Here is a 20,630-nt window from a genome sequence, read left to right on the forward strand (position 1 = left end):
AATCAGGGGTTTTTCGAGGTGCCCTGAAGTCAACAACTTCGGTTCGCAGGAGTTTCATTTGCCCAACAAGTGAGTTTTCTTCGCCTCCTCCTACTGCTTGAACCAAAAGGCTTGTGAGCTCTTGATGTTTGCGAAGAATCGCATAGATGTCCTTTGGGCCAATTGAGTCTGTGTTTTGATCATTGGCTGTCACTGATGGGGTTTGTTTTGCGTCCCACCACTTAAAGTACATTGTGCAGCCCATGCCAACCACACTGGTTAAGAAGGCTGTTCTTAAACCGCCAAGCAAGCCTTTGATACTTTTATCCACATGTGCCGGATCAAAGACCATCAGGCCAATCACAATCCCAACGAAAGTTCCGAGAATTCCAAGAGACGTCATCATCGTAGAGGCAATCTCTACGTCTTTACTTCGGTTCCCGCTCTTGACTGCTGATTTTGCTTGGAATAGAACCCGGAAAGTGGCCAGTGCGAAGAGCACCGTTATGATGTTTCCGGTCATTTCTGATCGAAAGATTTGATCTAGCATGAAAGATCCAGGGTCTGATTAGGGTTTTGGTGTTTAATAGATATAGCGGGTGGCAGAGGTGGAGATTGCCATTGTTTAGATGATAGTCTTTTAGCTGAAATGACCTACCGTGGTTTGATGTCTAGATTTATCGAAATAATAGTTTTATTTCTAAAGTTTTATTTCAATTATCTTGAAACACTGCCCTGAGGCATTGATTTTCAAGTTGATGAGTTGTCTTTAAATAAATCTCTTTGGGATTTTAACTAATTGTTACACTTCGATCTTGTGCATTATCACCGTTGACAGAAAGGTGTAATTGCTAGTCTGGTTTTGGCCCTCGTGTGAGGCCCATCACTCTTGGTTTATGTCGATGATTACCGGTCACGCCATCATGTTGCGTCGGAATTAGCCGGCGGACGAAAAACGCTCGGTGGTGATTCTGCCCGACGATGCTTGGGGCAACTGGTTGCGGGCGAGATCGGAGGCTGCGGCGCGGGAGTTGCTCAGGCCAACTGAAGCGGATCTTCCCCCGTCTGCAGCAGTGGATCGTCGTGCTCAACGGACGGATCGGCTATCACAAGACCTTGGTCGCCATCGCCAACAAGCACGCCCGGCAACTGTGGGCGGTGCTGGCGAAGGGCGAGCCCTACAACCCGCAGGCCTGGCAATGGGGCTGAGCGCAACCGAGCGATGGCAAAGCTCATCAGCGATAGACGAACAGGTCAGACCGACAAGCAGACTCAGTTGGCAAATGAGTGGCTAACCTGATGGCGGATCAAAGAGGGAAACGGCTGATTCCTGTTTCCCTGATCCCGCCGACGAACGATTGAGGCCTGCTGGTGCGGTTAGTCGCATGGCCCCGGGCGAAACCCGATCAAGGCCGATTAGAGAGAGGCAGTCTGTCTGTCCGATCGGTCGCGTGTGTGCAGAGGTCAGGAAGGGAACGCAGGAAAGGAAAACCGGCCTGCCGGCCGGTCATCGGGAAACGGTACTTGATAGGGAAGTCCTTAGAAAGGTTAGCGAGTAACCGAAACCGTGGAACGGATGAAGGTACGAACCCAGTGGACATGAGCTTGTTCGGTTTCTATGCTGTAATGCAGGTAGCGTATGCGCTCGCGCAGCTGATCCGGAACCTTGACCGAACTCAGCGAAGGTGACGATGCTGTCCTGGTTTTCATGATCCGGCACGTCTGTTTTTTTATACAGTCCACGCATGGGCATCCAAGCAGCAAGCGCGTCCTGTCGCAGATCGATATTCGACGCCATGAAGCAGTAACGATATTACGCAGCAGGGCTGTCGCCCGAAAAAAAAGATAGCGGCACATGACTGAGGTGCTGGAATATCGACTTTTCCAGTCAAGTACGAAAGTTGGAGCTCAACTTACTGCAAAGGGGAGTAAACATGTGTATATCCTTGCTGCGTTACGTCACGGCCTTTCTGCTGATGTTCTGGTCTTTAACAGCCTCGGCCCAAACTCACAAGTGGGTTTTTGTTGACGGACAATTTCGTCTTCTACCTGTCACAGCATCAACTGTTCAATTAGACAAAGCTGAGGCAAAAATAGCCACGCCCAATAAGCCAAAAGACGCAGTTGCATTAACGAAGGCTGGCGCAGCAACGCTGCTACTTGGGGAAATCGCAAAGACGGCAGCTTGGTATACAGAAGGGGCTCGTGCCGCGGAGGCACGCTCCAAGGCTAAAGAGATTGCAAAATCCGCGCTGGCAGTCGGCAACAACTCTTTTGCAATCGTTCCATACACGACACGTGATCCCTTCAGGCTGCCAACTGAAACCAGTCCGGTCGTCCAAATTCACACTTACGATATCCGACCGCCTCTGATATCTGACGACATTCACGAGCTTCGAAAGGCAGTGTTTGGACCGATTCAGGCAGAACTAAGTCCAGACCACGATGGGATGCCAGGACAGCGAGGATATCTTAGTGGCGTTGCTGTCGCGGTTAAAGGGCCCAATGGAATCGATGTGCGCTTGATGGATCAACAAGATGAGAAAGAATATTTGATCGAAGAGTCTAAGCGCCTTGAAAAAATCGAGGCCGAGCGACGCCAGAAAGCGGAGCGCGCACGAAAGGAGGCCGAAGAGAAGGAGTCGAAACTGGCTGAGGAAGCAAGGAAAAACCGCGAAGAAGAATACGCTAAAGAACAGAAGCGTCGAGAAGATCAGGTGAAAGAAGCTGCTGAGAGAGAACGCCATCTTCGAGAAAATCGGGACGCAATTGAAAAGCGCTACAAAGAGCGCGACGAGGCTTGCAAAGCGGGGCGGACTACGGCATGTGCCTACATCGATGATCAGCTAACGAACGATATCGATAAGGTCCAGAAGTATAACGTCACCGCGAGATGCATGATGGATTCAGAGGGGGGGGCGCCGCTAACTGGCCCTTGCGCCAAGGATGCACCACTGTGCATGTACTGTCGCGCTGGTCAGCAGCTATCGCGCCAGGTTCGCTATGAAAGCTTTGCAGCGTTGCAGGCGCAGACTCGCGCTGAATTAATTCAGAAGGGTGCTATCCCAATAAGTGGGCTAGACCAGCTAGTCAAAGCCAAGCTTGTAAATCCTGCAATAAGCGAGAGATTTGGTCTCCAGGAGTTCTTGATACCGAAACCTTAATATGGGTTTACTTAACACTGAGCTTAATCTGTACGTAAATCCATCAGGGTTTTGTCGTTCGTGGCATCAAGCATCTGCCTGTCCAGCTGGTCGTTGCGAACGGATGAGCCCGTAGCGGGAAAGCCGCTCACCGGGTTCGGAGGGAGGGGACGGCGTGTGCCGTTTACTACCCCTATCCAGCGACCCTGACCTGCCGGTCGAGGTTCTGCAAACCGGGGCATTCGCGCCAACAAACACGCGGTTGTGGAAAGCTGCCGTTCGCTGCGCTAGAGGGACGTTGGCTGGCTGAGGGGGGTGTGATCGAATCGGTTAGTGCCGCGAGGCTAGTGTTGGTCGCTGCCCGGCCACAAGCAGTCGGTGACCGTTACATTTCACTTGCGGATTGATGTTGCGCGTCTATGCTGAACGAATGGCATTGCAGGTGGCTCTTTCCGGTCAAGAACGAGCCGCTGAGGGCGCGCGGCCTTAAGCAGATCTCAGTCATCAGTATGTGGTAGTCCGCGTAAGTGAATCGGATGCTGGCTCTACTACTTTGCTATTGCGGTCAAGTGAGCGGCGGAGGACTACGCGTCAACCTGCAGCGGGGGAATTCACGGTGGCGACTCCTAAGAAGCGAAGTTCGGAATCCGCGACAGACGCGACCTCTGCCGCTGTCGGTTCAGATAGCGGAGCGTTCGAGTTCGAGACGCGGCTCCTAGACCGCAGTCCGATCGCGTTGCCTCTGCTCGACATGATGGAAAAAGCCGACAAGACGGAACAGGCCGATGCGGCGCCACGCGCGCCCGGAGGTAACTCGGCACCCAAGCGGTTCGCGGTGATCATCGACGTCCATCTCGAATACCCGGGCGGTCGAGACGCGGCGCGCGATCGCGTTCGGGAAATCGTAGATGCGATCAAGCAAGATCGCGCACGTGCATGGCGGCTGAAGACGCGCCCCCAGGGCATTAACGCAGCCAAGAGCGGACTGTCGCAGCAGTACCTGTTCGGCGAGTTCGAGAGTCGCTTCATCCGCGAACTGGTACGGCGCGACCAGGCAGGCGGAGCCGACACACAGCGCCGCGCGATCTATCGCATCTGGCCGGACTTCGAGGTCAAGGCACTGTTGCACCGATCGATTTCCACGGTAAAGGCCGATGCGGCGCTGCAGTCCTTCGCGACGACCGGCGACGGTATCGTGTGGGCTGTGATCGATTCCGGCATCGATGGTCTTCATCCGCATTTCGCGGTGCAGGCCAATCTGGACCTGGGTGAGTTGCCGCCCCTTGCGCACTTGGATTTCACGGGCGACGGCGTGGATACCAACGGTGCTCTGGTCGATCGATTTGGACACGGAACGCACGTCGCCGGGATCATCGCCGGCTTCCGCAGTGTGGATCAAGGTCCTATCGACGCGGTCGGACGCGCGCGCGACGAGAACGGTGAAGTCAGCAGCATTCCGATCCATCCGCAACGCGTTTCGGGCATGGCGCCGCGCTGCAAGTTGCTGAGCCTGAAGGTGCTCAACGACAAAGGGCAGGGTCAGGCGAGCAGCCTAATTGCAGCGCTCGAGGAGGTCCAGAGGATCAACAACCACGGCCGGTACATCCGCGTGCACGGCGTCAACCTGAGCGTCGGCTACAACTTCGAGCCCGAATGGTTTGCCTGTGGCCAGAGCCCGTTGTGCGTCGAGGTCGACCGGCTCGTGAAGTCGGGGGTTGTCGTTGTCGTCGCCGCGGGGAACACCGGCTACGGCACCGCGCAAAGCGCGTTTAAGGGCTCAGTGCCTGCTGGCCTAGGACTGACGATCAACGATCCCGGCAATGCTGACTTGGCGATCACCGTTGGATCGACGCACCGGGACATGCCGCACATCTACGGTGTCTCCTACTTCTCGTCCAAGGGACCGACAGGAGACGGCAGAGCTAAGCCCGACCTCGTGGCGCCGGGCGAAAAGATTGTTTCTTGTGCGTCGTCTTGGCTGCCGGCAAGGGCGCTCGATGCCGCAACGGCGGCCACCGCCGAAGCCGCACTACAGAAAGCCCTGCAGGCGCAGGTGCAGCAATGGCAACGGCCGCAAGCGCCGTCTGTCACCACTGCCGCACTACCGGCGGCCGCGTCCGCGCCGGCGCAGCCTGCGACGCCTACCCCTCCTGCGCCGGTGTCTGCAGCACGCTACCGCGAAGACAGTGGAACCAGCATGGCAGCACCGCACGTCTCAGGCGTGATCGCCGCGTTCCTATCCGTGCGGCGTGAGTTCATTGGCCGACCGGACAGGGTCAAGGAGGTGTTTATGTCAACCGCGACCGACCTGAAGCGCGACCGCTACTTTCAGGGCAGCGGACTTGTCGACCTGATGCGTGCGATCCAATCGGTCTAACCCATCCTTTTTACACAGGAGTTTTCATGTCCGATCTTCATGGCTTCCCCTACATCGAGTTCCAGGTTGACAAGGCCGGAAAGGTGATCGATCCCGCCGAACGCGCTCGAGCAGTTAACTTGTTCGGTCAGGGTGCGGTGACAGATCTGCTGGTGCTATCGCATGGTTGGAACAACGATATGGCCGAAGCACGCACGCTCTACGATCGCCTGCTCGCCGCGTTGCGTGCTTGCGTCGTGGCCGGCACGCCACCGCTCGGCGACCGTCAACTCGGCGTGCTGGCCGTTCTGTGGCCGTCCAAGAAATTTGCCGAGAAGTCTCTGATCCCGGGCCAAGCCGCAAGTATCGACTCTGGCGAAATGGCCGATGCGCTGATGGAGCACATCGACACCCTGAAGGGTGGATTTGACGATCCCGAAGCCGACAAAAAGCTTGATGAGGCACGCGAACTGTCCCCCAGACTCGCCGACAGTCCCACAGCGCAGCGCGAATTCGTCCGGCTCGTGCGGGGATTGCTGACGCGGCAGCCTGCTGATGACGAAGGCAATACCGATGACTACTTTGCTGCGCTCGACGGCCACGACCTGCTGCAACGGCTCGCGGGGCCCGTGCAGTTGCCCACGACACCGGCAGTATCGTCCGACGGCGGAGGCGCACAGAACCTTGGCGATGCCCCAGCGTCGGACGTTGCTGGCGGCGCTGCGAGCATCGGCGGCTTCTTCAGCGGCATCGCCTCGGCGGCGAGCAATTTGCTCAACTTGACGACCTACTACCAGATGAAAGAGCGCGCAGGCATGATCGGCCGCGGTGCGGTCCATACGCTAGTCCGCGAGATAGCCGATGGGCCGAAACCCCCGAAGATTCATCTGGCAGGCCACAGTTTCGGTGCCCGACTCGTCACATCGGTGGCTCTCGGCCCGGACGGCCAGCCTCCAGTGCGCATCGGTTCGATGACGCTGCTGCAGGCGGCGTTCTCGCACAACGCGTTCTCGGACGGCTCGACGGGGCATCCCGTAGGAGTCTTTCGCAGGGTCGTCGCCGCCCCGCCACGGCTCAGCGGCCCGTTGCTCGTGAGCCACACATCGCGCGATCTGGCGGTTGGTTTGGCTTACCCACTCGCATCCCGAATTGCTGGTCAGAACGCCGCGAGACTCGGCGATGCGAGCGATCCTTACGGCGGACTGGGTCGCAACGGTGCGCAGGGTACCCCCGAGGCGAGCGAGCAGGACTTTGGCAAGCCCGGCACGTCCTATGCATTCAAGGGTGGGCGGGTCTACAACATGAACGGCGAGATGCTGATTCTGGATCACTCGGACATCATCCACCCTGAAACGGCCTACGCCCTCCTCGCCGCCGTGGCCGCCAGTTAATGGGGGCCGCCACTTCGACGATGGCGAGCCTCGGCTTCGTCGAACGCGGCTTCGCGTCCGGTGGGATCGACCATCCGGTGTTCGAGAAGGGACGTGGCCCGTCGGTGCTAATACTGCATGAACTGCCGGGGCTAGCGATGCCGTGCGTCCGCTTCGCTGAGCGGCTCATCGGCGCGGGCTTCCGTGTACATCTGCCGCTGTTGGTCGGCGCGCCGCTTCGCCATGCGGCCCTGGCGAACTGGCGGGCGCTTTGCATATCGGTGGAGTTCGCACGGCTCGAGGCGGGCATCCATGCCCCGATCACGGATTGGTTGCGTGCACTGGCTGCCGACATTGCTGAACGTGCTGGCGGGGCCCGGATCGGAGCGATCGGCATGTGTTTCACCGGCGCCTTCGTGATCCCGTTGTTCATCGATGCGGCCGTCGCCACCGGAGTGGTTTCGCAGCCTGCGATTCCGCTTCGCATCGTCTACCGGACCATCAGCCTCGGTGCCGGTCCGTGGATGGATCAGCTGAACATCTCGGACGACGAATTGCAGGCCGGGGCGCGTGCGGCTAGATCGGACCAGAAGAAGATCCTGCTGCAACGCTACGCCGACGACCGCCTCTGTCCGGGCAGGAGACTGGAGCGGATCGCCCGGTCTTTTGGTCCCCAGGCCCAACTCGATGAGTATTCGCAACCGTCGTGGTGGCGGCGCGTCGCCGACCCTCCGCATGCACTTCTGACTGAAGAGTACGACCGCGCGGGGGAGAACGATCATGCGACACGCGAGGCATTGCGCCGCGTAATCAAGCTTCTGAACGAACAACTTGCGCCGAAGGGGCACTGAATCGCTCGATTCAGAACTGTTCTCAGACCTAGTCGCCGGATATCCAGGCCGCGTCACGAAACAGCCGCCGATCGAACTTGCACGACAGCTCAAGATCACTTAAGGGAAAGGAGTCTCTTGGCCAACACGACGACCAACAAGTACGGTCCGGTCGATGGGTACAGTGTGTCAAGCGATCCGTTCAGACCTCTGTCGTATTGTGACGCACTGGATCATTTGCGCGCGGGGTACCGTCGCGGGATACTGGTGCCGTTTATCGGGTCGGGGGTAAACGCGCCCAGGTTGCGCCTGTGGTCGGGCCTCGTCAAAGCTCTCGCCGAGGAAGCTGGGATTGGTGATGTGCGGCTTGGTGATCCTCCCACCGATCAGCAGTTGATCCTTGCCTCCGAGCGCATCGTCTGGCAACTGAGGGCACGGGGATGCTCCTTGGCCGATGCAATGCGAACGAGGCTCCCTGATCCGGAGAAGAGCCAGGACGAGCCGCCACAGGCGGCCAGCGCGTTGGCGTCGGCTTGGTGGCCGCTAATCCTGACGACGAACTACGACTCGCTATTCCTCGACGCCTTTAACAAGTTGCACCACCGCGCCAAGCACGATGGCGACTTGATGGCGGTGTTGGGTCGAAGTGCGGCAGACTGCCACACTGTGCTGGCATCCCTTAATCTCCCCGTTCGCCCTCTGCTATGGGCCCTGCAGGGTTTTCTTGGCAACGGCCTCAACGGCGTCGATCTAAACAATGAGATTGTCCTCGGCTACGACCATTACCGGCAGGCAACTTTCGAGAACGCCAGCTTCCGCGCCGCGTTTTCCGAGGTGTATCGGAATCGTTCGCTCCTCTTTGTCGGTACCGGCCTCGGGGAAGAGTACTTTCGTGGCCTGTTCAGTGAGTCAATCATCCGACTCGGTGCTAATCAGCATGCGCACTGCGTCCTGATCAACGAGAAGGATCTGGCGCAGGACACGTGCTGGTTCATGCACACCCGCCTGAACATCGTCGTGCTGACATACAAGGATCCGCCGAACGCCCCAAAATACAGCGGATTTGCGCCCTGCCTGCAGGAAATCGCAGACGCGCTGACCCAACCGCCGCGCGGCGCACGGCGATTCTGGGTGCATGGTGCGACACCGGACGTGTGCGTAGACATTGAGCCAACGCCGCTCCCCCAGAAGAGTTCCGCAGAGCACTGGATCGTCGGCAGTGCAGGACAGAAGCGCTCGGGAGAACTGCGCGTCAGTGGTGACGTACCAACCGCATTGCGAGGGCCACAAATTTCCATCGCCGACCATGACGATCTCAAGCAGGTGGTCGGGCAGGGCGTACTGCTGGCTATTGCGCGGGAGTCAGATCCCGGTACCGGTCGCCACGATCGGGATCTGCGGAACGTCGCCGACGTCACCACGCATGCGCTGCAAGTCGCCGTGCGTGAAGGTGCCTCGACCGTATCGTTTATGCTGCTGAGCGCGAGCGTCCGCAAGGGCCGTTGGCCACGCGTCTTCTCGCTGGTCCAGATGCTCCGTGGCATCCGACGCTTCGCGCAAACTTCGCCCCTGCGAGAAGACTCGCCGCTGCGGATAGTGATACATGACACAGCCGCAGCGCGTGTTCCCGATGAGGCTCCCGACCGCTCGGCATGGCATGCTGTCGAGACAGGAAGGCTGGATCCGACCGAGGTGCTCGATTGCAGTGCCTTGCGTTTCTTCGTCGAGATTGAAATCGTGGGATCGTCCACACGCACGCCGATGTACGTCGACGAAGAAAAGACGGTTCGGCAGGTAGCGGAATACTTTCAGTTGGACTCGGGCTGGGAGGCGGTGCTGGAGCCAAATCCGACCCCACGACGAGGCAACCGGCTGACCGAACTCGACGTGTCACTGCTCGACGCCGGTGTCGTCCCAGGATCAACCCTCCGGTTCACTCGAAGGTGACGATTCGACCCTCGGGATTACGCACGTGATGCAAGACGATTAATCAACCCTCTGCAGGCAGTGGCGGGATGGTATCGCCAATGCACGACAGTCCCCCAAAGCAGCGTTGGCGATGTCCGGCGCAGTCATTGCGAATGGCAGGTCATGGCCGGCAGTACGCATTCGACATGATGCCAGAAAGCGGCCACACGGGAGTCGCCCATGTGGCCGCAGAGACGATCTAGATCTCCGTCTGCTCCGAGATCTCCAGCGCGTCATCCACCTCAATGCCGAGGTATCGCACAGTGCTTTCAAGCTTCGAGTGTCCCAGCAGGAGCTGAACGGCCCGCAGGTTCTTTGTGCGCTTGTAGATCAAGGTCGCTTTCGTACGCCGCATCGAGTGCGTACCGTAGGCGGTTGGATCAAGACCGGCCGACGCTACCCAATGCTCGACGATCCTCGCGTACTGCCTAGTGGAGACCCCCTGCGTCAGAATAGTTGTCGCCTCGATAAAATTCTAAATTCGGGGTAAGCGCCGAAAGCGTCCAACCGGCCCACCTTGCGGAGGTTGGCGTTGATGATGAGCATGGTGTCCACGCAAATCAGGTGGACAGATGTACGCGAATCTCGTTAAAGCGCTTCGGGGCCATCATCGCCGAATTTATCCGGATGATTTCAAGACGCAGATGGTGGCCGCCTGTCTGCAGCCAGGCGAAATGAGCGGGTCGGTGGTCTGGAGGGACGAAAGAAAGTTGCGGACTTAGAGGTCAGTGAGCGGCAAGGGTGTGGGCATCGTTTTGCTACCTGAGAGGAGACAATGCCCAGTTGAGAACAGGGGGCTGTTAGCCGCTGGGTGCCTATCCCTGACCGACAGATCTAGCTGTGTTGAGTCGTCTAGTGGGTTGTCGGCGCATCGTATCTGGGGCAAGTTGGCCGCTAGTCGATACGCATCCATGGTTCCATCCAGATTTCCGAGCGCAATCGGCAGGTCGCCAATGTGGTACTGGTTGCTGACCTCAGGGGCATGACGGGCGGCGTGTTGGTAGGCGACGAGTACCTCACTGATGTCATGGTCGAAAAGCAAAGGTCCTGTTGGTGAGCTACCTTGGTGGCTTCAAGATGTGCTTCTTGGGCCGCAGCCTCGTTGCGCTGGGCCTGCTCTGGGGCAGCCTGCTCCCTCTCGGCGAGTAGCGCTGCGGTCGATCGGATATCGCCCTTCTCAAGTCTGGCCACCGCGGTCCTGGCGGCGGGGGCATTGCGCTCCTGGCTCGAGGCCAAGGTCTTGCGAATCTCATCCATGAGTATGAGATTTCGACGGATCGTCTCCTCTGACCTGGCGGTGATCTCCGCGTTCACGCGGGCGATCTCCGCGTTGCTGTGGGCGACTTCAGCCTCCGTGCGGGCAAGCTTTGCCTTCAGCTCCTGCTTGAGTAGATTGATAGCCGTACTACTGGTGGGGGCGTTGGAGTTTCGGCTCGCAGCCACGTTCGTTTGAGCAGCCTCTACAAGTTGTCGCTCCAGCTCTCCTATTACACTTTTCTGGGAGTCGACCTTCGCCTGGAGCTCCGCTAATTTACGTTTCAGGGCATCGACTTCGGACTGACTGCGTGTAATCTGACCTTTGAGAAAATCGTCACCCTTCCGGCGCTTGGAAATTTCGCCAAACAAGCGTTGAACTTGGGGGACTTCCACACTAACGGTGTTGTGGTTGCCCTGGATGGTGATTGCCGTGCCGCCGCCCATTGCTGTCGCCTTCAGCTGTGCGCATGGTGCAGTCGAGAGTAGCGCGAGAAGACCGGAAAGAAGGATTGAGGCGACACGCATGGCAGCTAACGCTTGCCTGGAATGGAGACGTTGTTTCCATCGCCCTTGATGTTCACCACGGTGCCGCGGGGACCAGCTTCAGCGCGCTGCGAGGCCTCCGGTACGGTAGGTGGCGGTGGAGTTTGAGCAGGTGTAAGGGCGGCGGGTTGGCTGGCGACAGGGGTAGTTGCCGGCGGGGCTGCCTTCTTGCCGATCACACCGAGTTGCACCAGCAGCGCGACGGCTCCGACGATGCCCGCACCCACAAATCCAAGGGTCTTATGGTTGTCCGTGTTGCTGAGCCATCGCCACAATGCCATCGGGCCCTCCCTGCGAGACCTGATCTAATTTCAGTATGCTAGGGCCTATTCTCAATTATGCCAACCAGACGAAAGGGGGACTATATTCCGGTTACAAACTGATCACGCATCGGAGGGGTTTCTTGATCCTAATCCGTAAAGCACCTGCCATCGCTGGTCAATCCTGCTCCGACGCGCCTAGTCAATATAAAACAGGTGCCAACACCTTGGCCTCATTTGGAAAGCCAACTTTCACCTAGTGTCTTCATCTCGGCTGCAAAGAGATCTGCAAATGAGCCTTCGCCAGATACGAAGGCTGCCCAGGCATTCATCATTTCTCGCCGCTGCTCAAGGAGGTCGGTGCGGTGGTACGCCGCTTCCACTTTGTTTTGAACCGTGTGGGCCAGCGCTCGCTCTGCCAAGTCCCGAGCGTAGCCGTGTTCACTGCACCAGTCCCGAAAGCTTGATCGGAATCCGTGAGCGGTAGCAATCCTGTCAGGGGTGTCGCTATGTGCTTTCACGCGACGCAGGAACGAGGTCAGCACCATGTCTGAAAGCTCGACTTCATCCCGAGTGGATGGGAAGACGAGGCTATCGTGCCGCCCCTGCTGACTTTTTAGGATTTCGACGGTGCGAGTCGCCAGGGGCACGCGGTGAGGTAGCTTCGCTTTCATCCGCTCAGGCGGAATCGTCCACACGGCGTTTTTCAGATCGACTTCAGACCAGACCATGCCCCGCGCCTCTCCTGAGCGGCACGCCGTCAGGATCAAGAATTCCAACATCGCACGGGTGACGTCGTAGCGATCTCTTGGCTTCAGGTGCGTGGTTGCGAATGCGGGAATGTCCTTCCAGGGCATCGACGGTTGATGTTTCGTCCGAATGGCTTTGCCTGGCTGTTGAGGAAGGAGGTGGCCGACCACGTCGACTGGGTTCGACTGGCAGTGACCGTGCGCCCATCCCCAGGCCATCACGGCATGGATGCGCTGCTTCACTCGGCTAGCTGTTTCAGCCTTGGTGAGCCAGATAGGCTTGAGAACCTCCGCCACGTCCCCCGGTTGGATATCGTTCAGGAACTTCTCGCCCAACTTGGGGAAGACATACTCGGTGAGGGTGTTGATCCACTGCTGTCCGTGCTTCGGGTTCTTCCAGCCGGGAAGCAAGTCTGCATGGAGCGTCTGGGCAGCCTCCTTGAAGGTTGGGATCGATGGCTGGTCGTCTACCTTGGTCTTCTCCTCTAGCGGGTCCTTTCCAAGGACAAGTAGCTCCCTCATCGCAGTTGCGCGCTTAGCAGCCTCTGCGATGCTCACTTCAGGATAGGTGCCTAAGCCTGCGTTTCTTCGCTTACCCGTCACGGGGCTGACGAAGCGCAGCACCCACTTCCCATGCCCTTTAGCACTCGACGGATGCAGCGTTAGGCCCGTTATTCCGCCGTGGGGAAGTGCTGCCTCGTCAGGCTTCAGGTTGCGTGCTTTGGCGTCGGAGAGAGTGGCCATTGTGATCTCTGAGTGTTAGTGTGGTATGCCACTCAGTATGCCACGATGACTTGCTTGCCGTTGTTCTATCTTGGATCGGTTTGGATATAAAATTTATATAGAACAGTATATTGAGATTGAAGTCTGGCTTTCCTTGGATGGCGTTGGAAGGGTTTTATGCGGACACCCTTTCCGCCAATGAATCAAGTAAAAACGCCCCGTAAGGGGCGTTTTTACTTTGTAGAGCGTGACGCACCTGATCTAAAGCGCATGGACGGGTGCCGTCGTCGACTGATGACTGTAAAACTCTGATTTTTAAAGGGTTTTCGTCAGGCTTTGCGCGGTTCCTCAGAATGGAATCCGGCAATCTCCCTGCCTGCGCCGTTCGTGAGAATCTCCTGGACGGTGGCCTCGCTATAAGTGCGGCCGGTGATCTTGAGCCGGCTCATCGCACTTGCTCCCCCAAGAAACCGTGTGCGTTGCCCAACAGACATTGCCATCTTGTCCCGCTACATTCGGATAGGGAACAAAACCGTGCGTACGCCGGCCTGAATTTAGCGGGGGCGTGGTCGCGGCCATGTTGATGAACAGGCTTTTGAGGAGGCATCGCGATGGTTGATTTCCGTTCAATAGGGCCCGCGCTCGCATTTCCGCTGACGGTGCTGCTGCCTTTGGCGGCGCTCGGCATGCTGATGCGCGAGTCCTTGCGCACGGCGGACATGGATCTGACCGGCGCAGCCGGCTTGCTGGTGTTCGGACTGGCAGCGTGGACGCTGGCGGAATACCTGCTGCACCGCTTCATCCTCCACCGTATTGAACCTTTCAGGGGCTGGCATCTGGAGCATCACTGGCACCCGGAGGTGCCGATGCGCACGCCGCTGCTGTTCAGCCTGATGCTGGTTCTGAGCCTGGCGGGGGTGCCGCTGTTGTTGTGGGCCAGTCAGGGTCAGGCCATGGCCTTTTCGGGTGGGCTGATCCTGGGCCATCTGGCGCAGGAACTCGTTCATCACCAATTGCATCGGGCCGAATACCGCCGCAAAGGATGGCTGGGTGACCGCTGGCGCTACCATGACTTTCATCATCATGGCCATGAAGGCCTGGCCTTCGGTACGCTCAGCAGCGTCTGGGACACCCTGTTTGGCACACGGCCGGGCGCCCGGGCCATGCCCGACCGCTAGTTTTGGGGCGGTAACGGGACGACTCATTGCCTCACGTCACATCAACGGAGGATGCCATGACAATCCAGTTCAATCACACCATCGTGCATGCCCGTGACAGCCATGCCTCTGCGGCTTTCCTGGCCGAGATACTGGGCCTGGCCGCACCGGTGCCTTTTGGCCCGTTCCGGGTGGTCCAGGCTGATAACGGCGTGAGTCTCGATTTCCAGGAGACCGCCGGACCGGTGACGCCCCAGCACTATGCCTTCCTGATCGGTGAGGCCGAGTTCGACGCGGTTTTTGCGCGCATTCGCGAGCGTGGACTGTCGTTCTGGGCCGATCCGGGCAAAATCCGGACCGGCGAGATCAACCACGGCGATGGCGGGCGAGGCGTGTATTTCGAGGATCCGGACGGACATGTTCTCGAGGTGCTGACACGCCCTTACGGCAGTAGTCGCTAAAAGACAGCGCGCACGGCCGCGGCCCGGTTCGGCGCCAGTTTCGGAATTCCGGCCTGTCATCGGCGTGCTTGCGGATGCAGGCCTTGTAACGGGCGATGGTCTGACGGTAGCGCTGGATGCGCCGGAGGGCGACGCCGAGCGGCCTTTGGTGATTGCAACCTTCCCGGTGCGGCTTGGTCCAATTGATGCTTTTGTGTCCTATGGAAGGAAGCTCATGCAGGATCGTATTCAGTCAGCGGCCGAGGAGATCGCCAACAGCGTCAGTCACGGAATAGGCTTTGTGCTGGCTTTGGCCGCTGCACCGGTATTGATTGTCGTGGCGGCGAAGGAGGGCACCGCGGCGAATGTCGTGGGTGCGTGTGTATTTGCCACCACCATGGTCTTGCTCTACTTCAGTTCAATGCTCTACCACGCGATGCCGTCGGGCATGGACACGGCCAAGCGTCGTCTGGCAAAGGTGGATCACGGGGCGATCTACCTCTTCATTGCCGGGAGCTACACACCCTTTGCGCTGGGCGTGCTCGACGGGGCTTGGGGCTGGACCCTGTTTGGACTGGTCTGGGGACTGGCGGCGGCTGGCCTCTTGTTGAAGACCTTCGACCGCTTGTCGAACCCTTACCTGTCCACGGGCCTTTACCTGGCGATGGGCTGGCTGGTGGTCATCGCCGCCGTTCCGCTGATGGAGCGGGTGTCCGTGACCGGTCTGGCGTGGTTGGTTGCCGGCGGACTGGCCTACACGGGGGGTGTTGTTTTTTACCTGACCGATGCGCGCCTGAAGTTCGGGCATTTCATCTGGCACCTTTTTGTAATGGCCGGGACAACCTGCCATTTCTTCGCCGTGCTCTGGTACGCAGGCTAGGGATTCCCGGAAGTTTTTCGCCAGGCAACAAAAAAGCGTCCATCGGGACGCTTTTTTGTTGCCTTTCTCCGGCTGGCCGCGGGATGTGGGGGCAGGTTGGAGGCCCGGTTTTACCTCACCAGGGTTGCCTTCGGCTGTCCGTTCGATGCCCGTTCGCGCATGGCGAGCTGGGTGCGGTTGGCGACAAGTTCCGAGGCGTCGCCGACGATGCGGGCAGCTTCGGTGAGGAGGACGTCCTTGGTGTCCTTGCGGGCTTTTTCTGCTGCGAGGTCGGCTGCCAGGCTGCGTTCGCCGGATTGCAGGCCGTCGTCCTGCAGCGCGGTGAGCTTGTCCTTGCCGTTGCCTTTTTCGCGGGCCTTGAGGCGGGCTTCCTGCTTGTCCTTGTCCTTGCGGCGGTCGGTTTCGTTGAGGGACAAGAGCTTGGTTTCGCGCAGGCGCTTGAATTCGGTGACGTCTTCGAGCAACTGCTGGAAATCCTTGTCCCGGGCGACGCGGGCCTGGTGGCGGCGCTGCAGGTCGGGCAGGCGGATGCCGAGGTCGCTGGCCGGGCGGAAATCGGCGGCCTTGATCTGGATCCAGGGCAGGGCGTTGTCGTAGCTGGCTTCGCCGTAGCTTTCGTCGTCGGCAAGCGACGGGAAGCGGATGTCGGGGGTGACGCCGCGCAGTTGGGTGGTGCCGCCGTTCACCCGGAAGAACTGGGCGACGGTCATCTTGAGGTCGCCAAACTTGGGCTTGTCGTTGCGGGCGATGTCGTCCAGGTTGATCAGCGTTTGCACGGTGCCCTTGCCGAAGCTGGCCTCGCCGATGATCGGGGCGCGGCCGTAGTCCTGCAGGGCGGCGGCGAAAATCTCGGACGCGGACGCGGAGCCGCGGTTGATCAGCACGGCGAGGGGGCCGTCCCAGGCAACGCCGGCATGTTCGTCGCTTTCGACGCCGATCTTGCCGTCGGGGCGGCGCTGCTGCACGACCGGGCCCTTGTCGATGAAGAGGCCGGTGAGTTCCACGGCTTCGCGCAGGGAGCCGCCGCCGTTGTTGCGCAGGTCGATGAGCAGGCCATCGACCTTTTCTTTCCGGAGTTCATCCACCAGCCGGGCAACGTCGCGGCTGGCGCTGCGGTAATCCTTGTCGCCCTTGCGGCGGCCGTCGAAATCCTCGTAGAAGGTTGGCAGGTTGATCACGCCGACCTTGCGGGCGCCGGGGCCTTCGCCAAGCTTGATGACGGATTTGCGGGCGGCCTGTTCCTCGAGCTTGATCTTGTCGCGGACGAGGGCGACCTGCTTGTGCTTGCCGTCCTGGCCTGCATCGGCGGGCAGCACATCGAGCACGACCTTGGAATCCTTGGCGCCGCGGATGAGCTTGACGACTTCGTCCACCCGCGCGCCGACGACGTCGGTCACGGTGCCGTTGTCGCCCTGGCCCACGCCGACGATGCGGTCGCCGACGGCAAGCCGGTTCGAGCGGGCGGCGGGACCGCCGGGCACCAGTTCGCGGATGGTGATGTAGTCGTCGCGCTCCTGGAGTACGGCGCCGATGCCAACCAGCGAGAGGCGCATGGAGATATCGAAATCGTCTGCCGCGCTGCGCCCCAGGTAGTTGGTGTGGGGCTCGATGGACATGGCGTAGGCGTTCATGAACACCTGGAATACGTCGTCGCTTTTATTGCGGGTGGCGCGGGCGAGGTAGTTGTCGTAGCGCTTGGCGAGGGTTTCGCGGATGGCTTTGTCGTCTTTGCCGGCAAGGCGCAGGCGCAGCCAGTCGTTCTTGACGCGCTTTCTCCACAGCTCGCGCACCTGGGCGTCGTCGGCAGACCACGGGGCTTTGTCGCGGGCGTAGGGGTAGCCTTCCTTGACGGTGAAATCAAAGCTCTGACCGAGCAGTTCGCGTGCGTAGGTGAGGCGCTCGGTGACGCGCTGCTCGTAGCGCTGGAACATCGCGAAGGGCATCGAGAGGTTGCCGCGCAGGATCGCATCGTCGAGGCGGGTGCGGGCGTCGGCAAAACTGTCGATGTCGGCCTGGGTGAAGAACAGCCGTTCGGGGTCGAGGGACTTGAGGTAGCGCTCGAAGATCTTCTCCGACATGGCGTCGTCGAGGGGAACGGTCTTGTAGTGGTAGCGGCTGAGGATCTGGGAACTCAGGTAGGCGGTCTGGGCGTGGTCGGCGGTGGGCGCCAGGCGGGACGCGGGCTGCGCCTCCTGGGCGGAGGTTTGCGCCGCGCAGAATGTTGCCAGCAAGGTCCAGATGATTCGTTTTTTCACTCGTGTTCTCCACCGCATTCGATTGGCCCGGACGGACGTTACATTTTTCCGGGTGCAAGGTCGACCGCGAAAACGCCGAAGCGTTCGCGGGTTGTGCATGCCTTGCCGCCGGGCAGGCCGCCGGAGAGCGGCGGCCAGATGTCGGAAACTTATCACTTAAGTTATAGATTCCGGCTCCGTTAAATCACACTCGGTGTCATATAAATAAAACGTGCCCGGGTCGCCTCGGGCAGGGAGCCAGCATGAGGGACAAGCAGATCAGGGTCTTGATCGTCGAGGACGAGGCGATCATTGCCATGGATCTGGCGCAACGCCTCGAGGATTACGGCTACGAGGTCACCGGAATCGCGGCAAGCAGCGAGCAGGCGATCGAGTTGTTCGAAGCGACGGGGCCGGATCTGGTGATGATGGATGTCGTTATCCGCGGTGGCCGGGACGGCATCGAGACCGCTGCCTTGCTGCACGCGAGGCGGAATGTACCCGTGATTTACCTGACGGCCTTTCGTGACGAGGCCACATTGTGCCGGGCGCGGGACTCCGCGCCCTATGGCTATTTGCTCAAGCCCTTTCGTCCCGATGACATGCTTGCCGCCATTGAGGTGGCGCTGGTCAAGCATGGCATGGAATCCCGGTTGCGCCAGAGCGAGCAGTGGTTTGCCAGAACCCTGCGCTGCATCGGCGACGCGGTGATTGCCACCGACGAGACGGGGTGCATCCGCTTCGTCAATCCGGTTGCCGAGCACCTCACCGGGTGGTTGCAGGCCGAGGCGTTCGGGTTGCCCGTTGATACGATTCTGGAGCTGCGCCAGGAGCACGGCGGCCTGAAGATCGCCAATCCGGTGACCGAGGCGCTGGCGAGCGGCCGGCTGTCGGGCCGCCAGAATTCGGCCTGCGTGGTGGCCCGCGATGGCTGCCGGACTCTCGTTGAACACAGCACGGCGCCCATCCTGGACGATAACCACGTATTGATGGGCGCGGTGCTGGTCATGCGCGACATCAGCCGGCGCCGCGAGATGGAGCGGGCCTTTGCCGAGAGCGAGCAGCGCTTTCATTCGGCCTTCGAGCACGCGGCCATCGGCATGGCGCTGGTGGCGGTGGACGGGCGTTTCCTGCAGGCCAACGGGATTTTGGCGGCAATGCTCGGTGTCGATGCCGCGGCGGTTTCCGGCTTGAGCCTGCACGCGCTGTGTCACAGCGATGACAGGCCCATGCTCGACGAACAGCTCGAGCGCCTCGCCGCCAACGAGGTGGCCACATTCCAGATCGAGCTGCGCCTCGATACGCCCGGCGGGCGCATCGTGTGGTCGCTGCTGTCGGTGTCGGTGGTGCGCGACGACGAAGGGGTGCCCCTTTATCACATCGTTCAGGTGCAGGACGTGACGGCGCGCCGCTCGGCAGAAGAGCAGCTGGTCTACGTGGCCTACTACGACGCGCTGACCGGCTTGTCCAACCGCGCCCACATCAACCGTCAGCTGGAGCAGTCGCTGGCTTACTGCCGGCGGCGCAGCGAGAAGCTGGCGGTGATGTTTGTCGACCTGGACAACTTCAAGTTTGTGAACGACACCCTCGGCCACAAGGCCGGCGACGCCCTCTTGCGCGAGGTGGCCCGGCGCCTGCGTAGCACGGTGCGCGAAACCGACATCGTCGGGCAGCTGGGGGGCGACGAATTCATCGTGATCCTGCCCGGCATCGAGTCCGAGGGCGACGTTGCCGGCGTCTGCGCCAAGCTCATCGAGGCGATGGAGCTGCCGTATGACTTCGAGGGGCACCTGCTGCAGGTGTCGTGCAGCATTGGCGTGAGCCAGTTTCCCAGGGATGCGCTGAGCGCCGACCGCCTGATCGTGACCGCCGACGATGCCATGTACCGGGCCAAGGAACTCGGCAAGAACGGCTTTGTTTTCTATTGCAGCGAATGGGGCCGCCAGCTCAACGAGCGGATGTTGCAGGAGGCCGAGCTGCGTCGTGCGCTGGCCGAGCAGCAGTTCGAAATTCACTACCAGCCGATTCAGGATACAAATGGCCGGATTCGCTCGATGGAGGCCTTGCTGCGCTGGCAGCACCCCGAACGGGGTTTGCAGCTGCCCGACACCTTCATGCCGACGGCCGAGCGGACCGGCTTGATCGTACCCGTCGGCGCCTGGGTGCTGCGGGCCGTGTGTCGCCAGATTCGCGCCTGGCAGGATGCCGGAGCCGCCGAGGTTTCGGTGGCCGTGAACCTGTCGGCCCGCCAGTTCCGCGATCCGGAACTGATCGCCACGGTGATGGGGGCACTGGCTGAAAGCGCGCTGGCGCCTGCCTGCCTTGAACTGGAGCTCACCGAGTCGTGCATCATGCATCAGCCCGAGCGGGCCAGCGCCATTCTCGACGAGCTGCGCAGCCACGGCTTGCGCATCGCCGTGGATGACTTTGGAACCGGCTATTCCAGCCTCAGTTATCTCAAGCGCTTCCCGATCCATGCGCTCAAGATCGACCGCTCCTTCATGGTCGATCTGCCCGACAACCGGGAGAGCAGCGCGATCGTTTCCGCCATTGTCACGATGTCCCGCGCGCTGGGGTTGACGGTGGTGGGCGAGGGCGTGGAGAACCTTGCCCAAGCCAGCTTCCTGAAAGATCTCGGGTGCGACCTGCTGCAGGGCTTTCTGTATCAGCGGCCGGCGCCTGCCGCCGTGATCGAAGGCCTGCTGGGCGTCGGGGCCTGCAGTTCGCCGGCCTAGGCGGGT

General features: G+C 60.1%; 13 protein-coding genes and 4 pseudogenes. 10 read left to right on the top strand and 7 right to left on the bottom strand.

Annotated features, from left to right (window positions below):
• Positions 1 to 529, bottom strand: a pseudogene (locus Q1W26_RS00655) (hypothetical protein); the annotation flags it as partial.
• A gap of 518 nt (positions 530 to 1,047) precedes the next feature.
• Here Q1W26_RS00655 and Q1W26_RS00660 point away from each other — a divergent pair.
• Positions 1,048 to 1,188: pseudogene (locus tag Q1W26_RS00660) on the top strand (IS110 family transposase); the annotation flags it as partial.
• 363 nt (positions 1,189 to 1,551) lie between these two features.
• Here the strand turns inward: Q1W26_RS00660 and Q1W26_RS00665 are convergent.
• Positions 1,552 to 1,689: pseudogene (locus Q1W26_RS00665) on the bottom strand (integrase); the annotation flags it as partial.
• Between the two features lie 236 nt (positions 1,690 to 1,925).
• Between Q1W26_RS00665 and Q1W26_RS00670 the strand changes: the two are divergent.
• From Q1W26_RS00670 to Q1W26_RS00690, 5 genes are all read left to right on the top strand, one after another.
• A complete protein-coding gene (locus Q1W26_RS00670; protein WP_300434506.1) occupies positions 1,926 to 3,143 on the top strand; it encodes a hypothetical protein in 1,218 nt (405 codons plus the stop codon).
• Positions 3,144 to 3,858: 715 nt separating this feature from the next.
• A complete protein-coding gene (locus Q1W26_RS00675) occupies positions 3,859 to 5,499 on the top strand; it encodes a S8 family peptidase (RefSeq protein ID WP_300434509.1) in 1,641 nt (546 codons plus the stop codon).
• A gap of 26 nt (positions 5,500 to 5,525) precedes the next feature.
• Positions 5,526 to 6,869, top strand: coding sequence for a hypothetical protein (locus tag Q1W26_RS00680; RefSeq protein ID WP_300434511.1), 1,344 nt, complete (start codon positions 5,526 to 5,528; stop codon positions 6,867 to 6,869).
• Between the two features lie 20 nt (positions 6,870 to 6,889).
• Entirely contained in the window at positions 6,890 to 7,699 is an 810-nt protein-coding gene (locus tag Q1W26_RS00685; RefSeq protein WP_300434513.1) for a dienelactone hydrolase family protein, read from the top strand.
• 117 nt (positions 7,700 to 7,816) lie between these two features.
• A complete protein-coding gene (locus Q1W26_RS00690; protein WP_300434516.1) occupies positions 7,817 to 9,625 on the top strand; it encodes an SIR2 family protein in 1,809 nt (602 codons plus the stop codon).
• 220 nt (positions 9,626 to 9,845) lie between these two features.
• Here Q1W26_RS00690 and Q1W26_RS00695 read toward each other — a convergent pair.
• The 4 genes and pseudogenes from Q1W26_RS00695 to Q1W26_RS00710 form a co-directional block, all read right to left on the bottom strand.
• A pseudogene (locus Q1W26_RS00695) lies at positions 9,846 to 10,085 on the bottom strand (tyrosine-type recombinase/integrase); the annotation flags it as partial.
• A gap of 455 nt (positions 10,086 to 10,540) precedes the next feature.
• Positions 10,541 to 11,428, bottom strand: coding sequence for a hypothetical protein (locus Q1W26_RS00700; protein ID WP_300434518.1), 888 nt, complete (start codon positions 11,426 to 11,428; stop codon positions 10,541 to 10,543).
• Between the two features lie 5 nt (positions 11,429 to 11,433).
• Positions 11,434 to 11,727, bottom strand: coding sequence for a hypothetical protein (locus tag Q1W26_RS00705; protein WP_300434521.1), 294 nt, complete (start codon positions 11,725 to 11,727; stop codon positions 11,434 to 11,436).
• 212 nt (positions 11,728 to 11,939) lie between these two features.
• Positions 11,940 to 13,199, bottom strand: a complete 1,260-nt coding sequence (locus Q1W26_RS00710) for a site-specific integrase (protein WP_300434524.1) — start codon at positions 13,197 to 13,199, stop codon at positions 11,940 to 11,942.
• 590 nt (positions 13,200 to 13,789) lie between these two features.
• Between Q1W26_RS00710 and Q1W26_RS00715 the strand changes: the two genes are divergently transcribed.
• The 3 genes from Q1W26_RS00715 to Q1W26_RS00725 all read left to right on the top strand — a co-directional run bounded on the left by Q1W26_RS00715 (position 13,790) and on the right by Q1W26_RS00725 (position 15,655).
• Positions 13,790 to 14,356: a sterol desaturase family protein gene (locus Q1W26_RS00715; protein WP_300434528.1), complete on the top strand. Its 567-nt coding sequence runs from the start codon at positions 13,790 to 13,792 to the stop codon at positions 14,354 to 14,356.
• A gap of 56 nt (positions 14,357 to 14,412) precedes the next feature.
• Positions 14,413 to 14,796, top strand: a complete 384-nt coding sequence (locus Q1W26_RS00720) for a VOC family protein (RefSeq protein ID WP_300434531.1) — start codon at positions 14,413 to 14,415, stop codon at positions 14,794 to 14,796.
• Positions 14,797 to 14,860: 64 nt separating this feature from the next.
• Positions 14,861 to 15,655, top strand: coding sequence for a hemolysin III family protein (locus Q1W26_RS00725; RefSeq protein WP_300434534.1), 795 nt, complete (start codon positions 14,861 to 14,863; stop codon positions 15,653 to 15,655).
• Between the two features lie 110 nt (positions 15,656 to 15,765).
• Here the strand turns inward: Q1W26_RS00725 and Q1W26_RS00730 are convergent, their stop codons facing one another.
• Entirely contained in the window at positions 15,766 to 17,910 is a 2,145-nt protein-coding gene (locus tag Q1W26_RS00730) for a carboxy terminal-processing peptidase (RefSeq protein WP_300434537.1), read from the bottom strand.
• Between the two features lie 242 nt (positions 17,911 to 18,152).
• Between Q1W26_RS00730 and Q1W26_RS00735 the strand changes: the two genes are divergently transcribed.
• Positions 18,153 to 20,624: an EAL domain-containing protein gene (locus Q1W26_RS00735; RefSeq protein WP_300434539.1), complete on the top strand. Its 2,472-nt coding sequence runs from the start codon at positions 18,153 to 18,155 to the stop codon at positions 20,622 to 20,624.
• The last annotated feature ends 6 nt before the right edge of the window (positions 20,625 to 20,630 follow it).

It is taken from the genome of Zoogloea sp., assembly GCF_030157465.1.
Classification (GTDB): Bacteria; Pseudomonadota; Gammaproteobacteria; order Burkholderiales; family Rhodocyclaceae; genus Zoogloea.